The sequence below is a fragment of the Emticicia sp. C21 genome, assembly GCF_003418935.1.
Classification (GTDB): Bacteria; Bacteroidota; Bacteroidia; order Cytophagales; family Spirosomataceae; genus Emticicia.
Window position 1 is genome coordinate 95334 of record NZ_QVMT01000005.1, and the last position, 24715, is coordinate 120048.

Consider the following 24715-nt stretch of genomic DNA (forward strand, 5'->3'; position numbering starts at 1 on the left):
CGAAATTTTTCGCAAATTTTTACTTTATTTGTATGCTCACTTTACCTTAACCTATGGATTTATGAACAAAAACACCCTCCTTTATTTCATTGCCGCCGTAGCTGCTACCGGTGGACTCTTATTTGGTTTTGATACCGGCGTTATCAATGTAGCCCTCCCCTCACTAAGAGCACGTTTTAACCCAAGTCCTGAAACAGAGGGTTGGATTGTAGGTGCGGTATTGGCAGGCGGTATGCTCGGGCCATTTATCAGCGGGCCATTAACCGACGTTCTGGGCAGAAAGAAAATAAACATTGTAGCTTCACTGGTTTTCGTAGTAGGCTCAATCATTACTGCCGTTGCACCAAGTATTACTTTTTTGATTATCGGGCGTTTATTTCTGGGATTAGCTATTGGTATTGTAGCCTCTACTGTACCTTTATATTTAGCTGAAATTGCCCCAACCAATATGCGCGGACAATTGGTAACTTTCTTCCAATTAGCTATTACACTAGGTATTCTTCTTTCTTACGTAGTTGGGTATTTCTTTGCCGAGCATGAAGATGGTTGGAGAAGTATGTTCTGGGCAGGCTTCGTCCCGGCGGCTATCCTGTTTTTAGGAATGTTATTTGTACCTGAAAGCCCACGATGGTTAATAAGTAAAGGGCGAGAAACAGAGGCGTTAGAAGTATTGAATCGCCTGCGTGACCCAGAGCAAGCCAAACAAGAACTGGCCAATACCAAAAGAGTTATAGACAATGAGAAACATAATAAAGCGAGTTGGAAAATGCTATTCAGCAAACGCCTCCGTATTCCTTTATTTATTGCCATCGGTATTTTCTTTATTCAGCAGTTTTCGGGTATCAATGCCATTATCTATTTCTCTACTGATATTTTCAAAAATGTATTTCCGGAGGGTAATACTGCTGCTTTAGCTACAGTTGGGGTAGGAGTAACCAATTCATTAGCTACGATTTTTGCCATTATGTTCCTGGATAAATGGGGGCGTAAACCATTATTATATACAGGTTTGATTGGTACCGCTATCTGTTTATCAAGTGTAGGTTTAGCATTTTTCCTGAAAGATTCTTTAAATCCTGGCTTACAACAATTCATGTTGGTAGGTGGGGTATATACCTATATTATTTTCTTTGCCATTAGCCTAGGACCCTTAGGTTGGCTATTGATTTCGGAGATTTACCCATTAAAAATCAGAGGATTTGCTTCCAGTATGGGTAGTTTCAATCACTGGGTATTTGATTTTTGTGTGGCTTATACCTTCCCGATTATGGCCGCTACTTCTTTGGGTACCAATGGTGGTATCTTTGGAATTTATACCGTTGTGGTATTATTAGGGCTACTTTTTGCCAAATTTATCGTTTTTGAAACCAAAGGCATGAGTTTGGAAGATATTGAGGAGAAATGGAAGTATAGTTAATCGGAGAGGATTTTTGGAACTATTTATTGTTGTTTTCTTAGAGACGTAATGCATTACGTCTCCAAGGGACTGTCCAATCAGATATATTATGATTAAGGAGATATTTTTTCCAAAAAAGATAGACTAAACCTATTTATAGACCCCTGGAGACGTAATGCATTATGTCTCTACAAAATTTTCCTTTTGGTAACTTTTAGTTTATACACTTCTCTAATTAAACCCGTAACTTTTTTACGTCATATTTTAATTCGGCTTTAATTCTTTTTTATTCAATGGTTGCAAAGACGTTTATCAAGCATTCATCGATGGTTTATACGGGAATTTCTCGATTTTTTACCAAAATCATATTTTGGTTTTATTAATAATAATGTCCTGAAAGAGGGGGGCTATCTAAAAAAAATACAAAATCCTTGCATAAGATTTTGCTTTTGCAAATCAGAAGTATTAATTTTGCGTCCCAAAACGGGATGGTATTGTTTTACGTCTCATTTCGTTTTAATCTATCTAAATTTTAAAATACTCCATAAATGGCTAATATTGGTAAAATCTCACAGATTATCGGACCCGTGGTTGACGTGAGTTTTGAGGGCAAAGGTTCGTTTATCCCCCCTATTCTTGATGCGTTGTCAGTAGAAAAGGCAAATGGTCAGAAAGTTATCCTTGAAGTACAACAACACCTTGGCGAAGACCGCGTACGTACCATTGCGATGGACGGTACTGAAGGTTTACAACGTGGTATGAGCGTTGCACACTTGGGAACACCGATTACTATGCCAACAGGCGATGCTATTAAAGGTCGTTTGTTCAACGTAGTTGGTGAAGCTATTGACGGTTTGGAGCAGGTAACTACTCCGGGTATGTCTATTCACCGCGCAGCACCGAAATTTGAAGAATTAGCAACTTCAACCGAAGTTCTTTTTACTGGTATCAAAGTAATTGACCTCCTTGCTCCTTACGTAAAAGGGGGTAAAATCGGTTTGTTTGGTGGTGCGGGTGTAGGTAAAACCGTATTAATTCAGGAGTTGATTAACAATATTGCCAAAGCTTACGCAGGTCTTTCAGTATTTGCCGGTGTAGGTGAGCGTACACGTGAAGGTAATGACCTACTTCGTGAGATGATTGAATCTGGTATCGTGAAATACGGTGACGCATTCAAACATTCAATGGAAGAAGGCGGCTGGGATTTGAGCGTGGTAGATAAAGAAGCTTTGAAAGATTCACAAGCAACCTTTATCTTCGGTCAGATGAACGAGCCTCCGGGAGCACGTGCGCGTGTAGCTTTATCGGGTCTTACAGTTGCTGAGCACTTCCGTGACGGTGATGGCGAAGGCAAAGGTCGTGATATTCTTTTCTTTATCGATAATATCTTCCGCTTTACTCAAGCTGGTTCAGAGGTATCCGCTCTACTAGGTCGTATGCCATCTGCGGTAGGTTACCAACCAACATTGGCAACCGAAATGGGTAATATGCAAGAGCGTATCGCATCAACCAAACGTGGTTCAATTACATCAGTACAAGCGGTATATGTACCTGCCGATGACTTGACTGACCCTGCTCCTGCAACAACCTTTACCCACTTAGATGCTACTACGGTATTAAGCCGTAAAATCTCTGAGCTTGGTATCTATCCTGCGGTGGATCCACTTGATTCATCTTCACGTATTCTTTCTGCTGCTGTATTGGGTGATGCTCACTACAACACAGCACAACGTGTAAAAAATATCTTACAACGTTACAAAGAGTTACAAGATATCATTGCTATCCTTGGTTTGGAAGAGTTATCAGAAGAAGATAAACTGGTTGTAGCACGTGCTCGTCGTGTACAACGTTTCTTATCTCAACCATTCTTCGTAGCTGAGCAGTTTACAGGTTTGAAAGGTGTATTGGTTGATATTAACGATACAATCAAAGGCTTTAACGCAATTATGGACGGCCACCACGACAATCTTCCTGAATCAGCTTTCAACTTGGTTGGAACAATCGAAGATGCCGTTGTGAAAGGTGAAAAATTGATTGCTGAAGCGAACAAACAATAATCATGAATTTAGAAATAATTACCCCCGATAAAAAAGTCTATACTGGCGAAGTAAACGCTGTTTCTTTCCCTGGTAGCGAAGGTCGTTTTCAGGTTCTGAAAGACCATGCTCCTATTGTCAGTACACTTGCCAAAGGTGATTTGGTGATCGAAGCAAATGGCAAAAAACAAACATTTGTAGTAGATGGTGGCGTAGTAGAAGTAGTAAAAAATAAAATTCTGGTACTTGCCGAGGCAGTAGCTTAATTTTGAATATAATATTCAAAGAGGCGTGGATATCCATGCCTCTTTTGTTTTTTATAGGAATATAGTACTTTTACTATTGATTAAGAATTGAGTGATTTAATCTTGAACTTTGATTTACCTGATTGAATTGATTATTATGACTTTACGTTATAACCATAAAAGTGCTTTTATCAGTGAAATCATTAAATCAGATAAATCAAAGTTCAAGACTAATCACCGCGAAGCGGCTTAATCACTAAATCGCTCATTCACTCAACCACTAAATAGCCAAATATGCTCATAGACAATCATGGCAGGCCCATCAATTATTTGAGGTTGGCAGTTACAGACCGCTGTAATTTGCGATGCTTTTATTGTATGCCCGAAGAAGGCATTCAGTATTTGCCAAAACCTCATTTGTTGAGCTATGAAGAAATGATTCGACTGGTGAGTATTCTGGCAGAAATGGGTATCAGTAAAGTACGCATTACCGGAGGTGAGCCCTTTTTAAGAAGAGATATCATGCCTTTTCTCTGGAAATTATCAGAGATTGAAGGTATTAATAAAATCAACATTACTACTAATGGTGTCCTTACTGCTCCTTTAGTACCTGAATTGAAAAAATTGGGTGTTAGTTCGGTGAATCTGAGTTTAGACTCTCTCGACCGCCAACGCTTCTATGAAATAACCCGGCGTGATGAATTTCCGAAAGTTTGGGAGACATTAGAGACACTTTTGACGCATGATATTCCTGTAAAAATTAATACGGTAGTGATGTCGGGTAAGAATGACGAAGATATTCTATCAATGGTAGAACTGGCAAGAGACCAGAATGTATCAGTAAGATTTATTGAAGAAATGCCTTTTAACGGCGCAGGGCTTCGACCTGACCAGATTCAGAATTTCTGGAGCTATGGCCGGATAATGGATTTAATCCGTTCGGTTTATCCTGAAATTTATCGTTTGCAAGACGAGCCTAACTCTACTTCATATAATTATCAGATTCCGAACTTTAAGGGGAGCATCGGCGTGATTGCCGCTTTCAGCCGTACCTTTTGCGGTACTTGTAACCGTGTAAGGGTAACTCCTACAGGCGTTTTTAAAACCTGTTTATATGATGATGGTGTTTTTAATATCCGTGATATGATGCGTCAGAAACTTTCTGATGAGCAAATTAAGTTATTAATCAGCGAAGCGCTCCAAAGTCGTGCACTGAATGGCTTTGAGGCAGAGAAAAATCGCAAAAATCTGGTTTCAGAGTCTATGACCACTATTGGTGGTTGAATATATTATCCCTACGGGATACAGATATTCGGAAAACATATTCTTGCTACCGCGCGGCGGCCGCCGATATATCGTCCCTACGGGACTAAAGATATCCCGTTAGGGATGCTATATCGGTGGAAAAATAGCCAAAGTATTTTTAAAGTCCCGTAGGGACGGTATATTCAAATTTTTGAATAATTTGATTCGACAAATATGTTTTAAAATTTATTCCATATAATTCTTAAATTTCAAACGGGTCGCCGTAACGAAAACAAACACATGTTAAAAGCTGAAATGATTACCGATAAGGGGACGATGCTTATCGAATTTTACGAACAAGATGCTCCTATTGCAGTTAATAATTTTGTAACACTTGCTAAAAAAGGATTTTACGATGGTTTGAAATTCCACCGCGTAATTCCTGATTTCATGATTCAGGGTGGAGACCCAACCGGAACAGGTGCAGGTGGCCCGGGCTATACAATTGAATGTGAATTAACCGGAAATAACCAATATCATGATAAAGGTGTGCTTTCAATGGCACATAGAGGTCGTAATACAGGCGGTTCGCAGTTCTTTATCTGCCATAACCGTACTAACACCGCTCACCTTGACCGCAACCATACTTGTTTCGGAAAAGTAGTTGAAGGTCTTGAGGTAGTTGATGCGATCCGTCAGGGAGATAAAATTCAAAAAATTAACATTACTGAAACAGAGGCATAATATTTGTAAAAGTTTTGTTAAAAGCTGCCTGGAATGAAATTTTTCAGGCAGTTTTTTGTTTAATTAGAACAACAGGGTTATTTATTCCTAACAACAAACTACTCTATGCAAGAAAGTAATACATTAATTGGATTTCTACTAACTGCGTTTTTAGCAGGTTTTGCGTCTATTTTCATGCCGTGTATTTATCCGATTATGCCGATGACGGTTAGTTTCTTCACGAAGCAGTCGCAAGGTACCAGCAAAGCTACATTCTATGGTTTCTCTATTATGTTTGTTTTTGCTATTATAGGCTTGGTTGCTACGCTTTTTGGGGCACCATTCCTTAATTTCATCAGTACGCACTGGATTCCCAATCTTATATTCTTCGTTATTTTCATCATCTTCGGTATTTCACTTTTAGGGGCATTTGAAATTGTGTTACCGCATAATGTGGTGAATAATATCGATAAAATGTCAGAAAAAGGTGGTCTGCTAGGCATCTTCTTCATGGCACTTACTTTAGTAGTCGTATCGTTCTCATGTACAGCGCCATTTGTAGGGTCTTTGTTGATTCTGGCGGCTAAAGGTGAAGTCTGGAGACCGCTTTGGGGTATGTTGGCTTTTGGATTACCATTTGCCGCAGTTTTTACCTCTTTGGCTATGTTCCCGCAATGGTTAAAAAGCCTGCCTAAATCAGGTGGTTGGATGAATGAAATGAAAGCCGTTTTTGGCATCCTCGAGTTTGCTTTAGCTTTGAAGTTTTTGAGTAATATAGATTTAACTTATCACTTCAATCTTATTTCCCGTAATCTTTTCTTAGGTATCTGGATTGTTATTTTTGCGGCGATTGGCTTATATATTTTAGGAGTTATTCGCTTACCGAAAGATAATAAGGTTACGAAATTCAGTATTCAGAGAGTAGTTTTTGCGCTTATCTTCTTTGCATTTACGGCTTATATGGCTTCAGGTTTTATTAGAGGTCGTGAACTTAGCCTTTTATCTGGTCTATTACCACCTAAAGCGCTTAATATGGCTGTGGCTGATGGTTCTAAGCTTCGTGCCCTTCCGCACGATTTACAAGGCTTTTATGATTATGACGATGCCCTGGCTTATGCCAAAGAAGTAAATAAGCCAATTTTCATTGATTTCACGGGCTATGCCTGCGCCAATTGCCGTAAGATGGAAGAGAATGTATGGCCAAAACCAGAAGTCCTAGAAAGGCTTAAAAACGAGTTTGTGATTGCCTCGTTGTATGTTGATGATAAAAAGGCCTTGCCTAAAGAGAAACAATATATATCGAAGTATGATGATGAACTGAAAGAGACTATCGGCGATAAAAACATGGATCTGGAAATTACCAAGTATAATAACAATGCACAGCCATATTATGTGATTGAAGATACGAATGGTAAACTCATTGTAAAACAAGCGATTGGTTATAGCTCAAAAGAAGACTTTATTAAGTTTTTAGACGAAGGAATTAATAATTTCAAGAAGTAATGGGCGTAAACAAATGTTCAACTTCTGATTCTGTAAATCTGGCCTTACGGCTAATGGCTTTTTTAAGCTTTCGCATATAATCTGCTTTGCCGATTTCTATGGCTCCGAAACGACGCACGTTATCGTTGATAAATTGGGTATCCAAGAGCTCAAACTTTTGTTTTTTAAGCAATTCCATCAGGTAATTGAACGCTACTTTTGAGGCGTTGGGCTCTGTGTAAAACATTGACTCACCAAAAAAGGCTGCTCCGATAGATACGCCATATAAGCCACCTACCAGTTGGTTATTCAGATAAGCTTCTACGCTATGAGCAAAACCAATCTGATGTAGATTTGTATAAGCATCTATAATTTCGTCTGAAATCCAGGTATCTTCTGAGTCTCTGCGTGGTTTCGAACATGCTGACATCACCGCCCTGAAATCGTGGTCAATCCGTATCTCAAATTGATTTTTATTAATAACCGGTCTGAGAGATTTGGGAGGTTTATAAGTATCTATGGGTATAATAGCTCGAGGGTCAGGAGAGTACCAGTAGAGTGTACCATCAGAATCGGCCATCGGGAAAATACCATTTATATACCCATAAATTAAGTCGTCAGCTGAGAGTGTAGTCATTTATTTGTTAGCAAGAACTCTAACAAAGATAAGAAAAAAATGGAGAAAAACTATAGAAATCCGGCTTTTATTCTGCCAAAATCTTTAGTTTTTCTTTACTTTCGGTGACTCAAAAATCATCTTTCCACGCTCGTCGTATTCGCGTATTGTATAGGATTCAAAAGCAGTATCAAAGCAGTCTTTTCCGTATTGAACCTCCTTCTTACGTCTGTTTCCGGTAGGATAATATTCTACCCATTGGCCTACTTTTACGCTATCATCCATCATTCCCTGCTCAGCCAATGTACCACTTTCGTTAAATAAGAAATACTCACCCGTTACCTTATCATAATTCCTTGGAAGCACTTCTTTGATTTTCTTCTGCGATTCGTCGTAATAAGTAATGCTGGCGTCACGGGCAAAGCCTTTTTCGTAATATTCTTTATTCAGTAGATTATAGTTTTTATCGTACACTTCCCAGCGGCCATGTTTCGTGCCCATATAATACCATCCCTCTTCCACTAATAAGTCACCCAGATACTTTTTATAAGGGCCATGCATTAAATCGTTTCTTTCTTTGTCCCGGCCTATCCCCTCAACAATTCTATTGGCTTTATGGTCGAACCAATACAGACGGCGACTATATAAATCAGGTTGTTTGTATTCTCTGAGCGTATAAAACTCACTATAAGTCAATCTACTCCCACTGCCCTGACGAAGAACTTGTTTTTCTACCTTTAGGCCCTCATAATCACGACCATTAAATTCCTTTTTCAGGCTTTTCAGTTCTTTCTTTATCTTCTTGAAATTCTTTGAGATTTTCAGGCCTAAATCAGGCAAGGTTTCAGTGGCAAATTTTTTAGCATCTTCCGGACTTGATATATTCAAATTAGGTGTAGCCAAAGAGCCCTCTTTAGAGCCTAAAGCAGAAGAAGAAACGCCACCCGAAGCAGAAGCACCAGCTGAGAGCTTAGGGCCACCGCTTACACCAACCGGGCCATTTTCTATGGCATCTTTTATAATATCTTTAGCTTTTCTTTTCTTGGCAGTAGGAACTGAACTCGGAACAGTATTGGGAGTCGTAGTTTGTGCCACCGCATGTAAGCCCTCTAAAAGGCTAGCACTTAATATGATGATGGGTAGAAATCTCATTTTCTGATAAACGCCATTTTACTTCTATATACAAACGATTAGAGTCGAAAAAAATTTTAATCTTATCCCTTTTTTGGGATATCCATGTAAAAATAACATCTTTCATGCCAGATTCTTGCATAAAGACACAAAAAAAGCAGAAGCACATGCCTCTGCTTTTTATCACTACACTTACCTAAACCCTAAAACTCCATGGGAACACTCACGCTAGTGGTATCCCAGGCGATGGTTAAAACCTTATCATCAGTAGTGATTGTTAGCTTTTCAACCGGAGTTGACAATGTTTTTGTAGGGACTGTAACCTCTGCTACGTTTTTATCTTTAATTTTGTCGTAACCATACGCACCCCATTGTTTCAACTCACTGTTTAATATGATTGTCCACTCCTTCTCTCCTAATTTAGAGAAAAGTGTATAAGTACCTGCTTTAACTGGTTTCCCACCAAATTTAACGTCTTTGGCAAACGTAATTTCTGTTGCTTCATCTGCACCTGTTCTCCAAACTGTTCCGTATTTCTCTAAGCCTCCAAAAATTACACGTCCTTTCTTTGATGGTTGTCCATAACTTACTTTCACGTTTTTACTTTCAGCTGTCACATGTGGACTTGCCTTTTGCGCAAAAACTAACGAAGTAATTGAAAATAAGAATGAGAGTAGTAATACTGTTTTTTTCATAGTAATGATAAAATTAGTTATGGTATATGTGTATAAACGAAAAAACTTTATGTTTAGTTTAAGCAGCCCTTTAAAATTGTTCTTTAGTTTTTTCTGCAAACAATTTTGCCATTTCTCTTGGGTTGGTAGGCGAGGCATTAATTTTATCAGATTCAACCAAACCATCTCTTAAACGAACAATTCTGTGCGAATATTTTGCTATGTCTTCTTCGTGCGTTACCATCACAATTGTATTTCCTTTCGAATACAACTGGTCGAATAACTCCATGATTTCGTAAGAAGTTCTGGTATCAAGGTTACCAGTCGGCTCATCGGCCAATAGTATACTAGGGTCGTTTACCAGAGCTCTGGCAATGGCCACACGTTGGCGCTGCCCACCCGATAATTCATTAGGTTTATGGTGAGCTCTGTTCTCCAAACCTACATTTTTAAGCGTTTGCATGGCTTTTTCAGTACGCTGCGATTTAGTATAGCCGGCATATATCAAAGGCAATGCAACATTCTCTAAAGCAGATTGACGAGGCAAAAGATTGAATGTCTGAAAGACGAAACCAATTTCTTTGTTTCTCACTTCGGCAAGCTCGTTCTCACTCATACGGCTCACATCCTGATTATTTAATACATAACGACCACCTGTCGGAGAATCAAGACAACCAATGATATTCATCAGCGTAGATTTCCCGGAACCCGAAGGGCCCATAAACGCTACATATTCTCCTTTATCAACCGAAATGGTAACTGACTTTAGGGCATCAATTATTTCGCTACCCATAATGTAGCGTTTAGAAATATTGGTAGTCTCAATTATTTTCATTAGTAATATGAATGAGTGAGTGACATGGGGTATTTAGGTACTACCCCACTATTTCATTTCAAATATATTTCATCATTCAAAACCAACCTTGTTTTTTTCCATCAATGCTTTTTGGGCTTGATAGGTGGAAAGAAACGCTTGATAATCGGTAGCGCTTATCAGTAAACGGAGTTTTTCGAGCCCTTCTTCGGCATAGTTTTCTACTCCCATTTTTAGCGATTGCAACACATATAGTTTCCACAATTCTCCACTGTTATCATTCACCTGCAAAGCATTGAAAACGAGATTATAAGCATCGTTTGGCTTGTTGAGTTTTGTATTATAAAAATCAACCGTTTTACTTATAATAATAGGATTTAGTGGACTTACAGAAAGTGCTTTATCAAAATCAACTTTGGTTTTAGCATTTTTTAACAACTCTTCTGCCTGTGCTTGTTGGTATTCCGGGATACTAACAACGTAATCCTGCTTTTGTAAAACTTCTACTGATGCTTTATCTCCTGACCTTTCAAGATGTACTATGGCTTTATCAAATATGCCTTGTTGCAGATACCACATGCCCACTACCTGATTATATAGTTTTTTCTTCCTGGTAGAATCATTGGCTAGAATTGTCAATTGTTTTAAGCCCTCTATTTTATTTTCTCTGTAATAATTCTGCGAGGCAATGGCAAACTCTAAGTCTTCATAAAATCCCTGATTTGCCACTTTTTGTTGAATCTTCTGCAAATCTTTACCCGAAAATGGCGCTTTTACACTTGCTATCGTAGTAAGATTATAGATTAATGCAAACTGGCTGACATTCAATGCCGAATCGCTGGCAAGTTTAATTTCTGAAGCATTTATAGCTTTTTTGTCATTTGGTAATGCAGATTGATTGGCTAATAAACTGGTGGAAGCATTGGCGTTTTCATTTTTCAGACTATCTCCTTTGCCATATTTTAAATGGAATGCCAATAAATTAGCGTCCGCCAAATCGCAATTGGTACAATTTTCCTTAGCACGATTCAGATAATATAAGGTTGAATCAGTTACTTTGGTTTTTTCATATATCCAGGCAAGATTGGTTAAGAGTTGTTGATTGTCGGGAAAACTCTTTACCCCTGCCTGCATCGTAAACAGTGCATCGAAAAACATTTCTTTTTCCTGTAATACTTTACTTAAGCCTGCATACGCATACGGACTAGGGTTCTTCTCTAAAGCATTTTTCAGAAATGCGCCTGTATTATCCTTATCGTTAACTTCCATTGCCAGTGTAGCCAAAGCATAGTTTGACTTATGGTTTCTTACATCGTTATGGGTTGCCTCTTTGTAGAATGCTTCCGCATAAGGTAAATCGCCGCTTGCTTTATAGTAATCTGCTATGGTATTATAATAACCTGCGCTTGCCTCATAATAGGCGTAAAAATTTTTTAGCGAAAGAAGTGTAACGATTCCAACTAATGCTCCTAAACGAAATAAGGAAAGCTCTAAAAATTGCGGTCTGTAGAGAATCCTGTGGATAGGTAAGCCTTTCTGCATAGCTTGTATAAAATTGAGCACTACATACAAGAAAAAGGCAAAGCCCATGATTAAATGCGCAGTAATGATAAAGCTTTGAAAGGCGTCGATCAATGGGTCATTTCCGGTAGCATAAGCCAGGCTGATCGTTGCTGTAGCTATAAGAGCCAGACCCAAATACAACCACACCCCAATAGTCCGGAAATTGAAATTGTTTGATTCTTCCGTAACATCCCTGAAACCCCAGACGCCTAAAGCAGTTGAAATAACGAATAGTAAAATCGGACTAATGGCAAGAATATTCCAGTCGATGTACTTATGTCTTTCTAAATATATCAGCAGGATATTAAGCAGATAAATACTAGAAACGATGAGAAACTGATTCAAAGAGTTTTTACCCCGGATACCTGCATTGGAAACAATTGATACTAATGATGCTACGATTTCGTGTGAAATTAACAGCACAAACAGAACTGTAAAAGCAATTGCAGACAATAAGCCATAAGAAGCTATTGCTAAAAATGGATGACTAATTTTTGAGAAATATTGGATGATACCAATAGCAATGATTGTCAATAATAGGAAGCCCGCAAACCTTTCAATAAAGCTTGCTTTGACAGTATAATTATTAAAATAAAAAGCCAGTCCGGCAAAAACTGCAAATGCCCCTAGAAAAGCTGCCTGATTAGTAATATTAAAAACATTCTCTAATCTGAAAGTGACGAATACACCTGCCAAAGCTACCATACCGCCTAAAAACCAATAGCGTGGCAAAGCCGAAAAGGCCGCTAGTAAAAGGTTTAATCCAATAGCAAAAAAACCTAAGAAGAGATACGTTGCAAGAGTATTGGTTTGCATGATTGAAGCCAGGAAATGCTCCTTTACAATATAGGCATTACCATTGATGGTATATTCCAGTTGCCCATCTGAAAAGCTATTAGTAACGGTAGGTATTTCATCTAACTCACTGAGTACATCCCAATGGATAACATTCTCTAACCCACGATACCAATAAATACCGAATAAGGCTAGTGATAGCATCAAGACTGTTAAAATACAAAGACATATAATTTTTTCTGTTTTAGACCAATTTTGCCAAAAAACCAAACGAGACATAGACGATTAGAAAGTTTTCCACGTGAAACACCCACTTATCCACAGGTTATTCACACATCATGATAAATATTTGAGCCGTGAAGATAACGCAAAATCTTTGCGTTGATTATATTTGTGCTTCTAAAAAACCAGCAGACTGACAATGACACTACATAAGGAGGGTACAGGAACCATTTCTCTAACAATTATCGGATTAGTAGTCCTAAACGGATTAATAAGATATTTCGTACCAGACAATTCACTTGTACATGCTATACTTATTGGCGCAAGTATTGTTTTCCTTATTATTATTCTCCAGTTTTTCCGCAAGCCTACACGCAGAACAACCATCCATAATAAACATGTAATTGCTCCTGCCGATGGCAAAGTCGTAGTAATTGAAGAAGTAGTAGAGACCGAATATTTCAAAGGCCCGCGTAGGCAAGTATCTATTTTCATGTCGCCTATTAATGTACATATCAATTTCAATCCTATTTCGGGTGTTGTTTCTTACTTCAAATATCATGCTGGAAAATATCTGGTAGCCTGGCACCCAAAATCAAGTACAGATAATGAGCGTACCACTATTGTTGTGAAGCATGACAATGGAACAGAGGTCCTTTTCCGTCAGATAGCCGGAGCTTTGGCTCGTCGTTTATGTTGGTATGTAAAAGAGGGACAAAAAGTAGAACAGGGTACTGAATTTGGTTTTATCAAATTTGGGTCAAGAATTGATATTTTCTTACCACTTGATGCTAAAATATTGGTTAATATTGATGATAGACCTGTGGGTGGAGAGACTGTGATTGCTGAGTTGGCTTAATTATATCAAAAAACTGCTGACCGATGGCACAACATAATGAGACCGGAAATAAAGCAGAAGAAATAGCCGCTGACTTTCTGATTAAGAAAGGATATACTATACTCACCAGAAACTACGTATTTGGCAAAGGAGAAATAGATATTATTGCAAAGAAAGATAATTGGCTGATTTTTGTAGAAGTAAGAGCCCGAACCGAAGTGATCTACGGCTTCCCGGAGCAAACTATCTCAAAAGCCAAAGCCAGCCTTATCATGAAAACCGCAGAGAATTACGTGTATCAGAAAGACTGGCGCGGCAAAATACGTTTTGATATTATAGCAATCATTGTCGGAAAAAACTTCGAAATCCGGCACTTTGAAGATGTTTTCTTTTAAAACAATTCGCCCATTTTATATTTAGGCAGAATATTCAGATGCCTGTAAGCTTTCTCTGTTGCCTCTCGCCCGCGTGATGTACGTTTCAGATAGCCTTCCTGAATCAGGAATGGTTCGTAAACTTCTTCAATAGTTTCAGCTTCCTCTCCTACTGCCGTAGCAATAGTTGATAAACCGACAGGCCCGCCTTTAAACTTCTCAATAATGGTTTGCAAGATACGATTGTCCATATCATCTAGCCCATCATGGTCAACATCTAAGGCAGTTAAAGCCATTTCTGCAATTTCTATAGTAATCTTTCCATTCCCCTTTACTTGCGCAAAATCACGGGTACGTCTAAGCAGATTGTTAGCAATACGAGGTGTACCCCGGCTACGACGCGCTATTTCAAATGCCCCATCATCAGTGATAGGTGTATTGAGGATATATGATGAACGCTTGACGATTTTAGAAAGTAATTCGGCATCATAATACTCCAGACGAGAATTAATACCAAATCTAGCTCGAAGTGGAGATGTTAGCAGACCTGCACGGGTTGTAGCACCAATCAGGGTAAATGGATTCAGGCTAATCTGTACACTGCGAGCATTCGGGCCCGAATCGAGCATAATATCTATCTTATAATCTTCCATAGCCGAGTAGAGATACTCTTCTACGATCGGATTCAGCCGATGGATTTCATCAATGAACAGCACATCGAATGGCTCAAGATTAGTAAGCAAACCTGCCAGATCGCTGGGTTTATCTAAAACCGGGCCGGAAGTTATTTTGATGCTTGTACCTAGCTCGTTGGAAATAATCAAAGAGAGCGTAGTTTTTCCTAAACCCGGAGGGCCATGCAATAATACATGGTCGAGAGCTTCTTTTCTTTGTTTAGCAGCTAAAACAAAGATTTTCAAATTTTCAAGAATTTTATCCTGTCCTGTAAAGTCGTCGAAAGAAAGAGGTCGCAGGGCTTTTTCTATTTCTTTTTCTACAGGCGAAAGCGTTTCCTTATCTCCTTTTATATAGTCTTGTCGCATGAAATCTATGAGAAACCTCTCTGTTTATTTATCAAATATACAATGTTTTCGGTGGTTTCTATAAAAAAACCTATTAAACTATCATTTAAAAAGGTAATTAGCTAAATCTGCTAATTACCTTTTTAAAGATATAATACCCGATGTATTTTAAGGAAATCTTATTTCACCAGTAGGATGCCGCCTGTCTTGGTTATTTTCGGTCGGTAAGGGAAATACTTGCTCTTATAGCTTACTGTAAAGGCATATAGCATGGGTGCCATCATTTTGCCTTTGTAGGTCCCATCCCAGAGTGTATCAGGCTCAAAAGACTCAAAAATTATTTCACCCCAACGGTTAAAAATCTTCAGGTCGAAGTCTGTGATAAATTCATTAGGCAATTCGAACCTATCATTAATTCCATCGCCATTTGGTGTAAAAATCTCCGGCACAAACACTTGTGGCTCACACCCCTCTTTTACTAATACTTCATCTTTCGCCGGACAGAAAACATTACCACTTCTTGAGACAAATTTATTATTCACCTCAACACTATACGTTGCCAGAGCACTGATAGTAATCGTTGGTGTGGTTTCAGAGGTTGGTTTCCAAAGATACTGAGGGTCATAGGTTCTTTGTGCTTTAGGATCTAACACTAGTGTACCACCTTTAAGCACACATACAAAGGCCGAGTCAGGAAGATTAATAACCGGAGTAGGTTTAATATAAACGGTATCTATTACCGTAAATGTATTACATTTTTCTTTGAGGGCATTCCCTAAAAGATTATTTACAATAGGGATATTAACATTTTTGCTGATAAAGGTTTCTGAAAAGACATCTATTATCATTTTAATAATATATCTACCCTCTTTTTCATAAGTATGCGAGACCTCTGTACCGCTTCCGGTGGTTCCATCACCAAAATCCCAGGCCACCTGGTTTTTCATTGGGCTACATATTCCCTGTGTTTTAAATATGGTAGGTAGTCCTTCACACGTCCCTTCAAAGGTTGCGCTTGGCTGTTCTCCATCCTGTTTTTGTTTGGCGTGCACTACGTTTGGAAATCCGAAATGGCTGGTTCCTTTTACTTGTGCGCCAAAGCCATTATTAATAGGTACGTACCCAACCAGACTTGCTCCACCCGGTACTTCAGGTTGGGAGATATATGGAAGTAAATCACTACCATCTATAGCCATGTATATAGCTCCACCACCTCCGGCATTGGTTGGTCCCATTTGCAAGGCACCGAAAGCATAAGTTGTCGATTCATCTATTTTAATTTTCGCAGTATTTATAGCATCTGCATCTTTCAAATTCAGATTCAGCTGATATAAATATGATTTTACATTGCTGGCCGGATTGCCTCTCAGTGTTGTGTATAGTAAACTCCCATCCCGCGAGAACTCCAGACCATAAACCATGGGAGGTGCATCAGTTTTTAAGTCAATAGTCAAACTCAGTGACAACTCTCCGGTTTCTTCAGCTATATCATATACCTCAACATAGTTTTTCCCATTCTTTACTATAGCCATTGCCAGCTTATCACCACCGGGAGATATACGCATATAACCTGTAGTATCTGATGGAACCATACCTAGGGCTTGTATCTTTTCTGTCGTGCCTGTAGAGTCAACTTTCAGAATCTTGAATTCATTGGTTTTACTATCATGTGAATAAATGTAGAAACCTGTTTCATCGGGAGTTTTCTTAGTGGCAATCTGCTGGCTGGTAGTAAAACTTACTGGGATATTCCTTTCTACAACCGCCCCTTTACCATTCTCTCTCCTCAAATCAACTACGCTATAAGATAACATACCCGTAGTCTTATTTAAGGTATATACATAGTATAAATGATGAGGACATTCGTTACAGGAACTTTTAGGGATAATGAGCGAAGATTGAGTTGAAGTATTTGTACCACCCAGATCGTTTGGTGTAGCTGGGATAAACGCCAGTGGTTTATCATCATTGCCATAGATTGTTACACCATCGGTATAAAAAAGCAAAGTACCTTTAGGGCCATATACCATAGCAGTGCCTTCTGGTGCATCAAGCGAGTTGCCTGAGCTTGGATCTACCGGGATAAAAACAGGGTCTTCATCTTCTTCAGGGTCTCCAAACAGGTCTCCTGAATTTGCTAATGTATCTGGTGGAAGTACCGATGATGGGTTTATTCCAAATTCGAGTGTGGCACCTTTACCGAAATACCATTTTTCGCCACCGCCGTTATTTGTCTGCTGCAGACAGAATTTCACATTGATTTTTGCAATTCGTGAGCATTGACCCGATGGGTCAAAAACTTCTACTGAATAACAACCGGCAGAATCAACATCTATCGTTGGTGTTGTTTGTCCTTTCGGAAACCAGAGATAGGTTACACCCGCAGGCGCAGACGTACCTTTATAAGGGTCTAATGTAACAGTCTTGCCATCACACACTGTAGTATCAGCACTGATTTTCTTGAAGAACATGGGCTGAGTAGGTGGCTGACTGATAGTTACTGTTTGAGTAACCGGAGCCTGCACAACATTATTTACTGTGCGGGTTAATGTAACGGTATAATCACCGATTGCGGCATAAGTATGTTGCGGATTACGCGTAGTAGCAGTAGCACTACCGTCGCCGAAATCCCATATCCAGGCGGTTGCATCTTTGTTTGTATCAAAAAAAACAGTCGGCTCATTACAATCTGCACTCTGCGCTTGTCCACCACCAGTACCGCCGCCACCGGTAGCAGGGACGCTAATACATTTTTTACCACCTATAAAAAACTCCTGACAAAAGGAAGAATAAGAAGTAAAGGAGAATGTGGCCGCAATAAAAAAAATCCTTAGATTAGTACCAATACCACCCCACATAGTTCGTTAAATATTATAAATACTAACTTATTAAAAATAAATCAAATTTCATGATTTTGCTTCTGAAATTTTAACGAGATACAGAACAGAATTATTTGAAATGCCCGCTTAAACATTTCATGTTGAATAAACCCTTTACATTTTTGGGTGTATTCACACCAAAAACTATATATATGACGTTAATTCCTAGACAAATGTTATAAATAATAGTATATTCGTATAAAAACCTTTTCGCAAAAAATTAAAATGTGCTTTGGAATGAAATTTGCTATAGAAAAACATCATTATCTCCTATAAAAATAGGCAATGGAAAAACTTTATTTACGAATTGTCCTTTTGTGTACTGTTTGCTTTAGTAGCCTGGCACAAGATCCCCAGTTTTCGCAGTTTTATGCGGCCCCCCTTTACCAGAACCCTGCCTTTGCAGGTGGAGCCTACGCGCCCCGATTGATTGCAAACTATCGCAACCAGTGGCCTTCTATTAATGCTAACTTTGTTACTGCATCGTTTTCTGTAGATCATTATATCGAAAAACTCAATAGCGGAATAGGCGTTTTGATTACGAATGACTCTCAAGGCCCCGGCAGAATAAAAAGTACCGATTTTAGCGCTATTTATTCGTATCAGCTGAGAATCAATGAAGAAAACTTTCTGCGCCTGGGTGTGCAGGGAACTTATGCCAATAAGAGCCTTAATTATTTAGGTCTTACTTTTGGCGATCAATATACCAATTCGGGATATACTGGTAACCCATCTAATGATCCCTTTGCCGATAAAAACAATATTCAGCCAATCCAGTATATAGATTTTAGCGGAGGCGCGTTGTTTTACAATAGCAGATCATGGTTAGGTGTGGCAGCACACCATATTAATCAACCGGGATATACTTTTCTTACTTCAACGGGCGGTATACCCTCTTATTTACCTATGAAATTAAGTGTAAGTGGTGGCTTGAAAATACCATTAGCAAATCCTTATTCGAATGCGGCTAATGTTGATAGAGAATTTTCGGTATCACCTGCCTTTCTATATAAAAGACAAGGAAAATTCGACCAGTTGGATTTAGGCTTTTATGCGACCTACTCTCCTCTTACCTTAGGATTGTGGTATAGAGGTATCCCAATTAAGAAGAAAGATATTACCCGCACAAATCATGATGCCTTGATTTTTCTGGTTGGGGTACGTCAGGACAATTTCTCGATTGGTTATAGTTATGATGTTACTGTTTCCAGCCTGGGGGTTTCAACCGGTGGTTCACATGAAATTTCGATAGCGTATCAATTTGAGCCTATTGAAACCAAACGATCAAGAAACAGAAGAAACAAGAAAGAATTATCTTGTCCTAAATTCTGATACTATAATTATAGAAATATAGAAGACAGCCTGATAAATAATTTGTCAGGCTTTTATTTTTTAAGTCGGCTCACCAAAGTATCTGCCAGCATCTGATGCCCTTTTGGGGTAATATGAAAATCAAGACCGTAGTAACAATCTTCACAATTGATAAATGTTGATGTATCCACGAGCTCAACATTCTTTAACTGATTATCATCAATTAACTTTTTTAATTTCTGATAAAAATCCCCGGAGGTGTTAAATAATCCCAGTTCAAAAACGATAATTTTCTTGTCGGGGTATTCGCCTTGTATTTTTTGCAAAATTTTAAAAAAGTCAACTACAGGATTATTTACTGGTTTTATAGTTTGAGCTTTATTAGCCTCCTTTTTAGCCATCAGGTCAGCTATTGAGTACAATATTTTTTTGGCAAATAGCGAATAAGTGTATCTAAACGGATAATAATGCAAAACCAGCTGGTTATAAATCTGTGCTTGTTTATAATCTTCCTCACCTCTTTTAGTCAGCTTGAAATTGTTATCTACAAAAGCCCGGTTTTCATTATCATCGTTATTACAATATTGCAATACTATATATTTACAGGAATCTAAATTGAATCTTTTCAATAATAATGACTCCCTCGCTGTTCCGTAAGATGGTACACCTAAGTTGAGTGAGTTTTTCTGTAAGGCTTTTTCTACCCTGCTTGAAAAGGATTCATCCTGATTTACACCAAGACCTGTTGTAAAGGAATCACCAATAAAAACTATTTCCGGATTCTGCAAAGATTGCTCATCGTCTCTCGCTCCTTTAGAGTTTATACTATATTCATTTGTAAAATCAATATGTTTAAATATGAATTTACTCGGCTCAAAAGTATAAAAGAGCTCCGAGTCATATCTGCTACCCGTTTCAAGGTATTGAACCGAGCCCATATCTGATCCTATATTACGGGCAATATTCTGGACATAATTGGTTATGGGCTGTAAAGTATTACGTAAAGCAGGGTATTTGTATATTTTTTCTACTCTCTGATTTAATGGATAGGCCTGAGGCATAAATAATCGTATGAATACTTCAAAGCAAACACCTATTATTAAAAATTTGATAGGATTAATATTGATAATTCGGGCAAAGAAATAACCCAACACCAGAATAGAAGCTGATTTTAGAAAGATTAATATATAAACTCCGAAGTATGAATTAATAAATAATGTTTCCCTGAATAAACTAATACAGAACAGTAAAATTCCGACTAAGAACCCTATCCAGGATATTTGCTTTTTGGTCATGTATCTTTAGTAGTTTCGTTGTTTTATAAGTAAAGTGGACTTGCGTTTTGCTATTTATGCGCAATATACTACCTATACTCAAAACTTTTAATATTAGCTGTTCTATAAAAGGCAGCAGTGCGATCTTCATCCTTTCCAACCCTGGTATTAATCGGCTACAATATTAAGTCAATCCCAACAATATAGTAGGTGAGTGGCTTATTAAAATAGCATAAATTTTATTTAAAGGAGGTTGGTTTTCTGAATATAGAGATTTTAATTCTTAGTGGGTATAGAATAATAATGCTTAACTATTTGACTTTCAATTTGGACTTGAAACAGGATTATAAAGCAATCCGCTAAATAATATTTCACATAAGTCAATATACGTACTAGATTTTTGAAGTAAAAAGCCAAAAAATGAAAGAATATTTCGTTTTTTGATTAAATGGTTTGGTAAATCAAGTCTTTTTTGCAGTATATTGCAATATAATTCGAAAACAAACCAAAAACAACTCTAAAAGACGTATGGAAAACAGTATTTGGCGTAAGAAGCCAATGTCTGCTTACGAAGCAGATATTAAGAATAACCAACTCAAAAGGATAATGGGTAAGTGGAGTCTTACCGCTATCGGGATTGGGGGTATTATCGGAGGAGGTATATTTGTATTAACTGGTACTGCTGCACACTACCATGCCGGTCCGGCATTGGCACTTTCATTTATTATAGCAGGTATTGGCTGCGTATTTGCTGCCCTTTGCTATTCTGAATTTGCCTCTATGCTTCCGGTTGAGGGCTCGGCTTATGCTTATGCCTATGGTACGATTGGTGAGCTTTTCGCATGGATTATCGGTTGGGGTTTGATTCTCGAATATGCTATGGGTGCCATGACTGTTGCCGTGAGCTGGTCTGGTTACTTCAATAAATTAGTCCATTTATTTGGTGTAGATATTCCTTTCTATTTACGCAACGACCCTTGGTCGGCTGCAACTTATGCACAGGCTAATGGCCTTGATGCTCCTTCTTTTGCACTGAATTTACCGGCGTTTCTTATTACATGGTTAGTAACCTGGATTCTGGTAAAAGGTATTAAAGAGGCGGCTAATACCAACAACCTGATTGTAATCCTAAAAGTTGGCGCCGTTATTTTTGTGATTATAGCCGGTGCTTTCTTTATCAACTACGGAAACTGGGAACCGTTTATTCCTGAACCTACTATGGTTACTCATGAAGATGGTATCGCGAAAGAGGCCTACGGCTGGAAAGGTATTTTTAGTGGTGCAGCGGCTATTTTCTTCGCTTATATTGGTTTTGACGTAGTATCTACCTCAGCAGGAGAGGCTGTTAATCCTAAAAAAGATATACCGTTTGCTATTATTGCTTCTCTTTTGATCTGTACTGTTTTATATATTCTTGTATCGTTAGTACTAACAGGTATGATGAATTATAAAGATATTACGGGCGATGCTCTGAAAGCCCCTGTTGCTATGGCATTTGATAAAGTTGGTCAGCCTTGGGCAGTATTTATTATTACTGCTGCTGCAACTGCAGGTTTGATTTCCGTAATGTTGGTGATGATGTTAGGACAAACCCGTGTATTCTTGGGAATGGCGAAAGATGGTTTGCTACCTAATTTCTTTAAAGAAGTACATCAAACATGGCAAACACCATGGAAAAGCACTATTCTGGTAGGTTTAGTGGTTTCTTTAGTTGCGTCTTTCACTCCTATTGGTATTTTAAGTGATATGACCAGCTTTGGTACTTTGTTTGCCTTTGCTATGGTTTGTTTAGCTGTATTGATTTTACGTTACAGAGAGCCAAACCGTGAAAGACCATTCAAAACACCAATGGTATACATTATCGGGCCATTAGGTATCGTTACCAACTTTGCTTTGATGGCTCTTTTAGATAGCAAAGCACAACAATTTGCTATCGGTTGGATGTTAGTAGGCTTCATCGTTTATTTCATCTATAGCCGAAATAAAAGCAAGTTGAATGATATGTAATTAGGCATAAATCTATTGAGAGGCTTTCGACCCTAGTCGAAAGCCTTTTTTTTTTAGACTTGTGTATCTACCTTTGTAATATAAGATTTTCTCTACCTATGTCTTGAATAGATAATTATTCTTTCAACTAGTTTGATGCTTTAAATTATAATGGCAAAATTTTTTAAGTGGGAAATACGCAGTTTCTGGTTGAAGTTTTTCTATATCTTATTTCTGATTATTTTAGTATTCCCCTATTATCGTATTTACGAAAATCCGGAGGGCGGTATTGATAATTCATGGAGGATAGCCCTTGAATTAGCCAAAGCCAAAAGTTTGATATTCGGGCAGGATGTTATTTATACCTATGGCCCTTTAGGCTCATTAACTCAAAGGTTTGCTATTACCACCACACCCTTTCAGCTTTTCTTATTCGATCTTTTCTTTTTCATTAATCTTGGCATTTTACTTTTCTTATTGTTACCTAAAGCGCTTAAGGTATACCAATTATTAGCTCACTTTATGGTATTCTTTTTTGTTTCATCGATGTATGGCGAGTGGGTACATTTTCTATTGTTTTATTCTTCTATATTTCTGGGGGTTCGTTTTTTGCAGATAAAAAATCATTGGCTTCTCTCCTATGCTATTCTGATCGGAATTATTACATTTTTCGTTAAAGCCAATTATGGTATTATCAGCTTAGGGTTTGTAATGGTGTTAACCATCTATTCATTTTTTACCAAGCGCCTTACATCAACAGAATTTATCCTGTATATGATCAGTAGCGCCTTGGTTACATGGCTATTAGCCTTATTACTCAAAACCGATTTACTCTCTTACTTTTATTCAAGCATAAAAGTGATTAGCGGGTATAATGCGGCACAGTCTTTATTTCCAGATAGTCGATTACGCCTGGTAGTTGTAGCATTTCTAATTTGGGGTATATTAATTGCTTTGGGTGTCTTTTATGCTGTACGAAATCTCTTACAGCAAAAGAAACTAAGTCTTCCTTTGGTCGATAACCTTTTTATCTGGGGTTGTAGTGTTGTTATTACTTTTATTTTGGTTAAATATGCATTCGTTCGGGCTGATGACGGACATATTACGGCCTTTGTTAAATTGGCTAATTTGCCTTTGCTCTTACTGCCATTTTTTGCTACTAATTCATTACTCCGCATTGCTGGATGGCTATTGATTGCCATCAACATTATTTCATACTTAGTTTTCTATCAACCTATTTTTGGTAAGGTTACTTTTTCGATACCTGATAATCTGCGGACTAAGGCTTATATTTTTCCGGAATACTTTAAAGGAATCCTCAATCAGCCCGATTATAAACCTCAAAGAACTTATCCGACTGATGTACTTGCCAGAATAGGCCACAAAAGCGTCGATATTGTTCCGAACGAAATTTCAGAAATTTATTTTAACAGATTGAATTATAACCCTCGCCCGACACTTCAGTCTTATCAGGCTTATAATCAGTTTCTAGATGATAAAAACCGCGAAAAGTATTTGTCTGCCACTGCTCCTGATTTTGTTGTATACGGTGTTGAGAGCACAGATAATAAATATGCCTGGGGCGATGAAACCCAAACGCTTCTGGCGCTTTTACAGCGTTATAAACCTGTGATGGCGTGGGATAAACGGTTACTTCTGGAAAAACAACCAGTAGTCAAAACTCTAATTCCATTAAAAACTGAAAATATAAAGCTTCGTTTTGGGCAGGATTATAACATTCCGGTAGATACTTCGGTTAATAGGATATTGCTATTAAAAATAAAAACTACTCCTACTTGGTTTGGTAAATTATTAAATTTGTTTTTTCAACCCTCTCATTTCATACTGACAATTACAACGAAAGATGGAAAAAAGGCGTCTTATAACAGTATGTCTGTCTTATTAGAAAAGGGGCTGATTGTTAATTCCAGAATTGATAATGTGCAGGATGTGAAGCAATTCTTTGAATCTACTTCCACTGAAAACAAGGCTATTAAATCTATCAACATTCAAGAAGTTGTTAGAGGGCGTGCCGGGTTTAATGACGAATTTGTGTTAGAACAAGTGTTTTACGATATGAAATAAATTT

At 38.1% G+C, this 24715-nt stretch carries 19 protein-coding genes; 11 read left to right on the forward strand and 8 right to left on the reverse strand.

What is annotated here, in order from left to right:
• The first annotated feature begins 61 nt into the window (after positions 1–61).
• From D0T08_RS13140 to D0T08_RS13165, 6 genes are all read left to right on the forward strand, one after another.
• Complete coding sequence (locus D0T08_RS13140; protein WP_116983115.1) at positions 62–1417, forward strand: sugar porter family MFS transporter; 1356 nt, start codon at positions 62–64, stop codon at positions 1415–1417.
• A gap of 527 nt (positions 1418–1944) precedes the next feature.
• Complete coding sequence (gene atpD / locus D0T08_RS13145) at positions 1945–3453, forward strand: F0F1 ATP synthase subunit beta (RefSeq protein ID WP_116983116.1); 1509 nt, start codon at positions 1945–1947, stop codon at positions 3451–3453.
• Positions 3454–3455: 2 nt separating this feature from the next.
• Positions 3456–3698 carry an ATP synthase F1 subunit epsilon gene (gene atpC, locus D0T08_RS13150; protein WP_116983117.1) on the forward strand — a complete coding sequence of 81 codons (243 nt, stop codon included), beginning with the start codon at positions 3456–3458 and terminating at the stop codon, positions 3696–3698.
• A gap of 273 nt (positions 3699–3971) precedes the next feature.
• Positions 3972–4961: a GTP 3',8-cyclase MoaA gene (gene moaA / locus D0T08_RS13155; protein WP_116983118.1), complete on the forward strand. Its 990-nt coding sequence runs from the start codon at positions 3972–3974 to the stop codon at positions 4959–4961.
• Positions 4962–5222: 261 nt separating this feature from the next.
• The gene (locus tag D0T08_RS13160; protein WP_116983119.1) at positions 5223–5666 is read left to right on the forward strand and encodes a peptidylprolyl isomerase; all 444 of its coding nucleotides are present in this window, start codon (positions 5223–5225) and stop codon (positions 5664–5666) included.
• Positions 5667–5771: 105 nt separating this feature from the next.
• Positions 5772–7148 carry a protein-disulfide reductase DsbD gene (locus tag D0T08_RS13165; protein WP_116983120.1) on the forward strand — a complete coding sequence of 459 codons (1377 nt, stop codon included), beginning with the start codon at positions 5772–5774 and terminating at the stop codon, positions 7146–7148.
• Here the strand turns inward: D0T08_RS13165 and aat are convergent.
• From aat to D0T08_RS13190, 5 genes are all read right to left on the reverse strand, one after another.
• Positions 7138–7764, reverse strand: coding sequence for a leucyl/phenylalanyl-tRNA--protein transferase (aat, locus tag D0T08_RS13170; RefSeq protein WP_116983121.1), 627 nt, complete (start codon positions 7762–7764; stop codon positions 7138–7140). The genes D0T08_RS13165 and aat overlap by 11 nt on opposite strands.
• Positions 7765–7848: 84 nt before the next feature.
• Positions 7849–8895 carry a toxin-antitoxin system YwqK family antitoxin gene (locus D0T08_RS13175; RefSeq protein WP_116983122.1) on the reverse strand — a complete coding sequence of 349 codons (1047 nt, stop codon included), beginning with the start codon at positions 8893–8895 and terminating at the stop codon, positions 7849–7851.
• A 182-nt stretch (positions 8896–9077) separates the two neighbouring features.
• Positions 9078–9569 (reverse strand): DUF2911 domain-containing protein, encoded by a 492-nt coding sequence (locus tag D0T08_RS13180; protein WP_116983123.1) that lies wholly within the window; start codon positions 9567–9569, stop codon positions 9078–9080.
• 70 nt (positions 9570–9639) lie between these two features.
• Entirely contained in the window at positions 9640–10383 is a 744-nt protein-coding gene (locus D0T08_RS13185; protein WP_116983124.1) for an ABC transporter ATP-binding protein, read from the reverse strand.
• Positions 10384–10455: 72 nt separating this feature from the next.
• Positions 10456–12924, reverse strand: a complete 2469-nt coding sequence (locus tag D0T08_RS13190) for a M48 family metallopeptidase (RefSeq protein WP_116983125.1) — start codon at positions 12922–12924, stop codon at positions 10456–10458.
• Between the two features lie 217 nt (positions 12925–13141).
• On the opposite strand from D0T08_RS13190, the gene D0T08_RS13195 reads away from it, so the two are divergent.
• Both D0T08_RS13195 and D0T08_RS13200 read left to right on the forward strand, forming a co-directional pair.
• Positions 13142–13801: a phosphatidylserine decarboxylase family protein gene (locus D0T08_RS13195; protein ID WP_116983126.1), complete on the forward strand. Its 660-nt coding sequence runs from the start codon at positions 13142–13144 to the stop codon at positions 13799–13801.
• Positions 13802–13824: 23 nt separating this feature from the next.
• Positions 13825–14175 carry a YraN family protein gene (locus D0T08_RS13200; protein ID WP_116983127.1) on the forward strand — a complete coding sequence of 117 codons (351 nt, stop codon included), beginning with the start codon at positions 13825–13827 and terminating at the stop codon, positions 14173–14175.
• On the opposite strand, the gene ruvB is transcribed toward D0T08_RS13200, so the two are convergent.
• Both ruvB and D0T08_RS13210 read right to left on the reverse strand, forming a co-directional pair.
• A complete protein-coding gene (ruvB, locus tag D0T08_RS13205; RefSeq protein ID WP_116983128.1) occupies positions 14172–15197 on the reverse strand; it encodes a Holliday junction branch migration DNA helicase RuvB in 1026 nt (341 codons plus the stop codon). The two genes, D0T08_RS13200 and ruvB, sit on opposite strands and share 4 nt — an antisense overlap.
• A gap of 158 nt (positions 15198–15355) precedes the next feature.
• Positions 15356–18034: a PKD domain-containing protein gene (locus D0T08_RS13210; protein WP_116983129.1), complete on the reverse strand. Its 2679-nt coding sequence runs from the start codon at positions 18032–18034 to the stop codon at positions 15356–15358.
• 306 nt (positions 18035–18340) lie between these two features.
• Here D0T08_RS13210 and D0T08_RS13215 point away from each other — a divergent pair, with 306 nt between their 5' ends.
• Positions 18341–19387, forward strand: a complete 1047-nt coding sequence (locus D0T08_RS13215) for a type IX secretion system membrane protein PorP/SprF (RefSeq protein ID WP_116983130.1) — start codon at positions 18341–18343, stop codon at positions 19385–19387.
• Positions 19388–19440: 53 nt separating this feature from the next.
• Here D0T08_RS13215 and D0T08_RS13220 read toward each other — a convergent pair whose 3' ends face one another.
• A complete protein-coding gene (locus tag D0T08_RS13220) occupies positions 19441–20661 on the reverse strand; it encodes an SGNH/GDSL hydrolase family protein (RefSeq protein ID WP_116983131.1) in 1221 nt (406 codons plus the stop codon).
• Positions 20662–21168: 507 nt separating this feature from the next.
• On the opposite strand from D0T08_RS13220, the gene D0T08_RS13225 reads away from it, so the two are divergent.
• Together D0T08_RS13225 and D0T08_RS13230 are read left to right on the forward strand one after the other, a co-directional pair.
• Positions 21169–22647: an APC family permease gene (locus D0T08_RS13225; protein ID WP_116983132.1), complete on the forward strand. Its 1479-nt coding sequence runs from the start codon at positions 21169–21171 to the stop codon at positions 22645–22647.
• 150 nt (positions 22648–22797) lie between these two features.
• Complete coding sequence (locus D0T08_RS13230; protein ID WP_116983133.1) at positions 22798–24711, forward strand: hypothetical protein; 1914 nt, start codon at positions 22798–22800, stop codon at positions 24709–24711.
• Positions 24712–24715 lie beyond the last annotated feature (4 nt).

Coding starts and splice junctions, on each gene's coding strand:
- D0T08_RS13140 (WP_116983115.1), top strand. CDS start 62: ATGAACAAAAACACCCTCCTTTATTTCATTGCCGCCGTAGCTGCTACC.
- atpD (WP_116983116.1), top strand. CDS start 1,945: ATGGCTAATATTGGTAAAATCTCACAGATTATCGGACCCGTGGTTGAC.
- atpC (WP_116983117.1), top strand. CDS start 3,456: ATGAATTTAGAAATAATTACCCCCGATAAAAAAGTCTATACTGGCGAA.
- moaA (WP_116983118.1), top strand. CDS start 3,972: ATGCTCATAGACAATCATGGCAGGCCCATCAATTATTTGAGGTTGGCA.
- D0T08_RS13160 (WP_116983119.1), top strand. CDS start 5,223: ATGTTAAAAGCTGAAATGATTACCGATAAGGGGACGATGCTTATCGAA.
- D0T08_RS13165 (WP_116983120.1), top strand. CDS start 5,772: ATGCAAGAAAGTAATACATTAATTGGATTTCTACTAACTGCGTTTTTA.
- aat (WP_116983121.1), bottom strand. CDS start 7,764: ATGACTACACTCTCAGCTGACGACTTAATTTATGGGTATATAAATGGT.
- D0T08_RS13175 (WP_116983122.1), bottom strand. CDS start 8,895: ATGAGATTTCTACCCATCATCATATTAAGTGCTAGCCTTTTAGAGGGC.
- D0T08_RS13180 (WP_116983123.1), bottom strand. CDS start 9,569: ATGAAAAAAACAGTATTACTACTCTCATTCTTATTTTCAATTACTTCG.
- D0T08_RS13185 (WP_116983124.1), bottom strand. CDS start 10,383: ATGAAAATAATTGAGACTACCAATATTTCTAAACGCTACATTATGGGT.
- D0T08_RS13190 (WP_116983125.1), bottom strand. CDS start 12,924: ATGCTATCACTAGCCTTATTCGGTATTTATTGGTATCGTGGGTTAGAG.
- D0T08_RS13195 (WP_116983126.1), top strand. CDS start 13,142: ATGACACTACATAAGGAGGGTACAGGAACCATTTCTCTAACAATTATC.
- D0T08_RS13200 (WP_116983127.1), top strand. CDS start 13,825: ATGGCACAACATAATGAGACCGGAAATAAAGCAGAAGAAATAGCCGCT.
- ruvB (WP_116983128.1), bottom strand. CDS start 15,197: ATGCGACAAGACTATATAAAAGGAGATAAGGAAACGCTTTCGCCTGTA.
- D0T08_RS13210 (WP_116983129.1), bottom strand. CDS start 18,034: ATGTGGGGTGGTATTGGTACTAATCTAAGGATTTTTTTTATTGCGGCC.
- D0T08_RS13215 (WP_116983130.1), top strand. CDS start 18,341: ATGGAAAAACTTTATTTACGAATTGTCCTTTTGTGTACTGTTTGCTTT.
- D0T08_RS13220 (WP_116983131.1), bottom strand. CDS start 20,661: ATGACCAAAAAGCAAATATCCTGGATAGGGTTCTTAGTCGGAATTTTA.
- D0T08_RS13225 (WP_116983132.1), top strand. CDS start 21,169: ATGGAAAACAGTATTTGGCGTAAGAAGCCAATGTCTGCTTACGAAGCA.
- D0T08_RS13230 (WP_116983133.1), top strand. CDS start 22,798: ATGGCAAAATTTTTTAAGTGGGAAATACGCAGTTTCTGGTTGAAGTTT.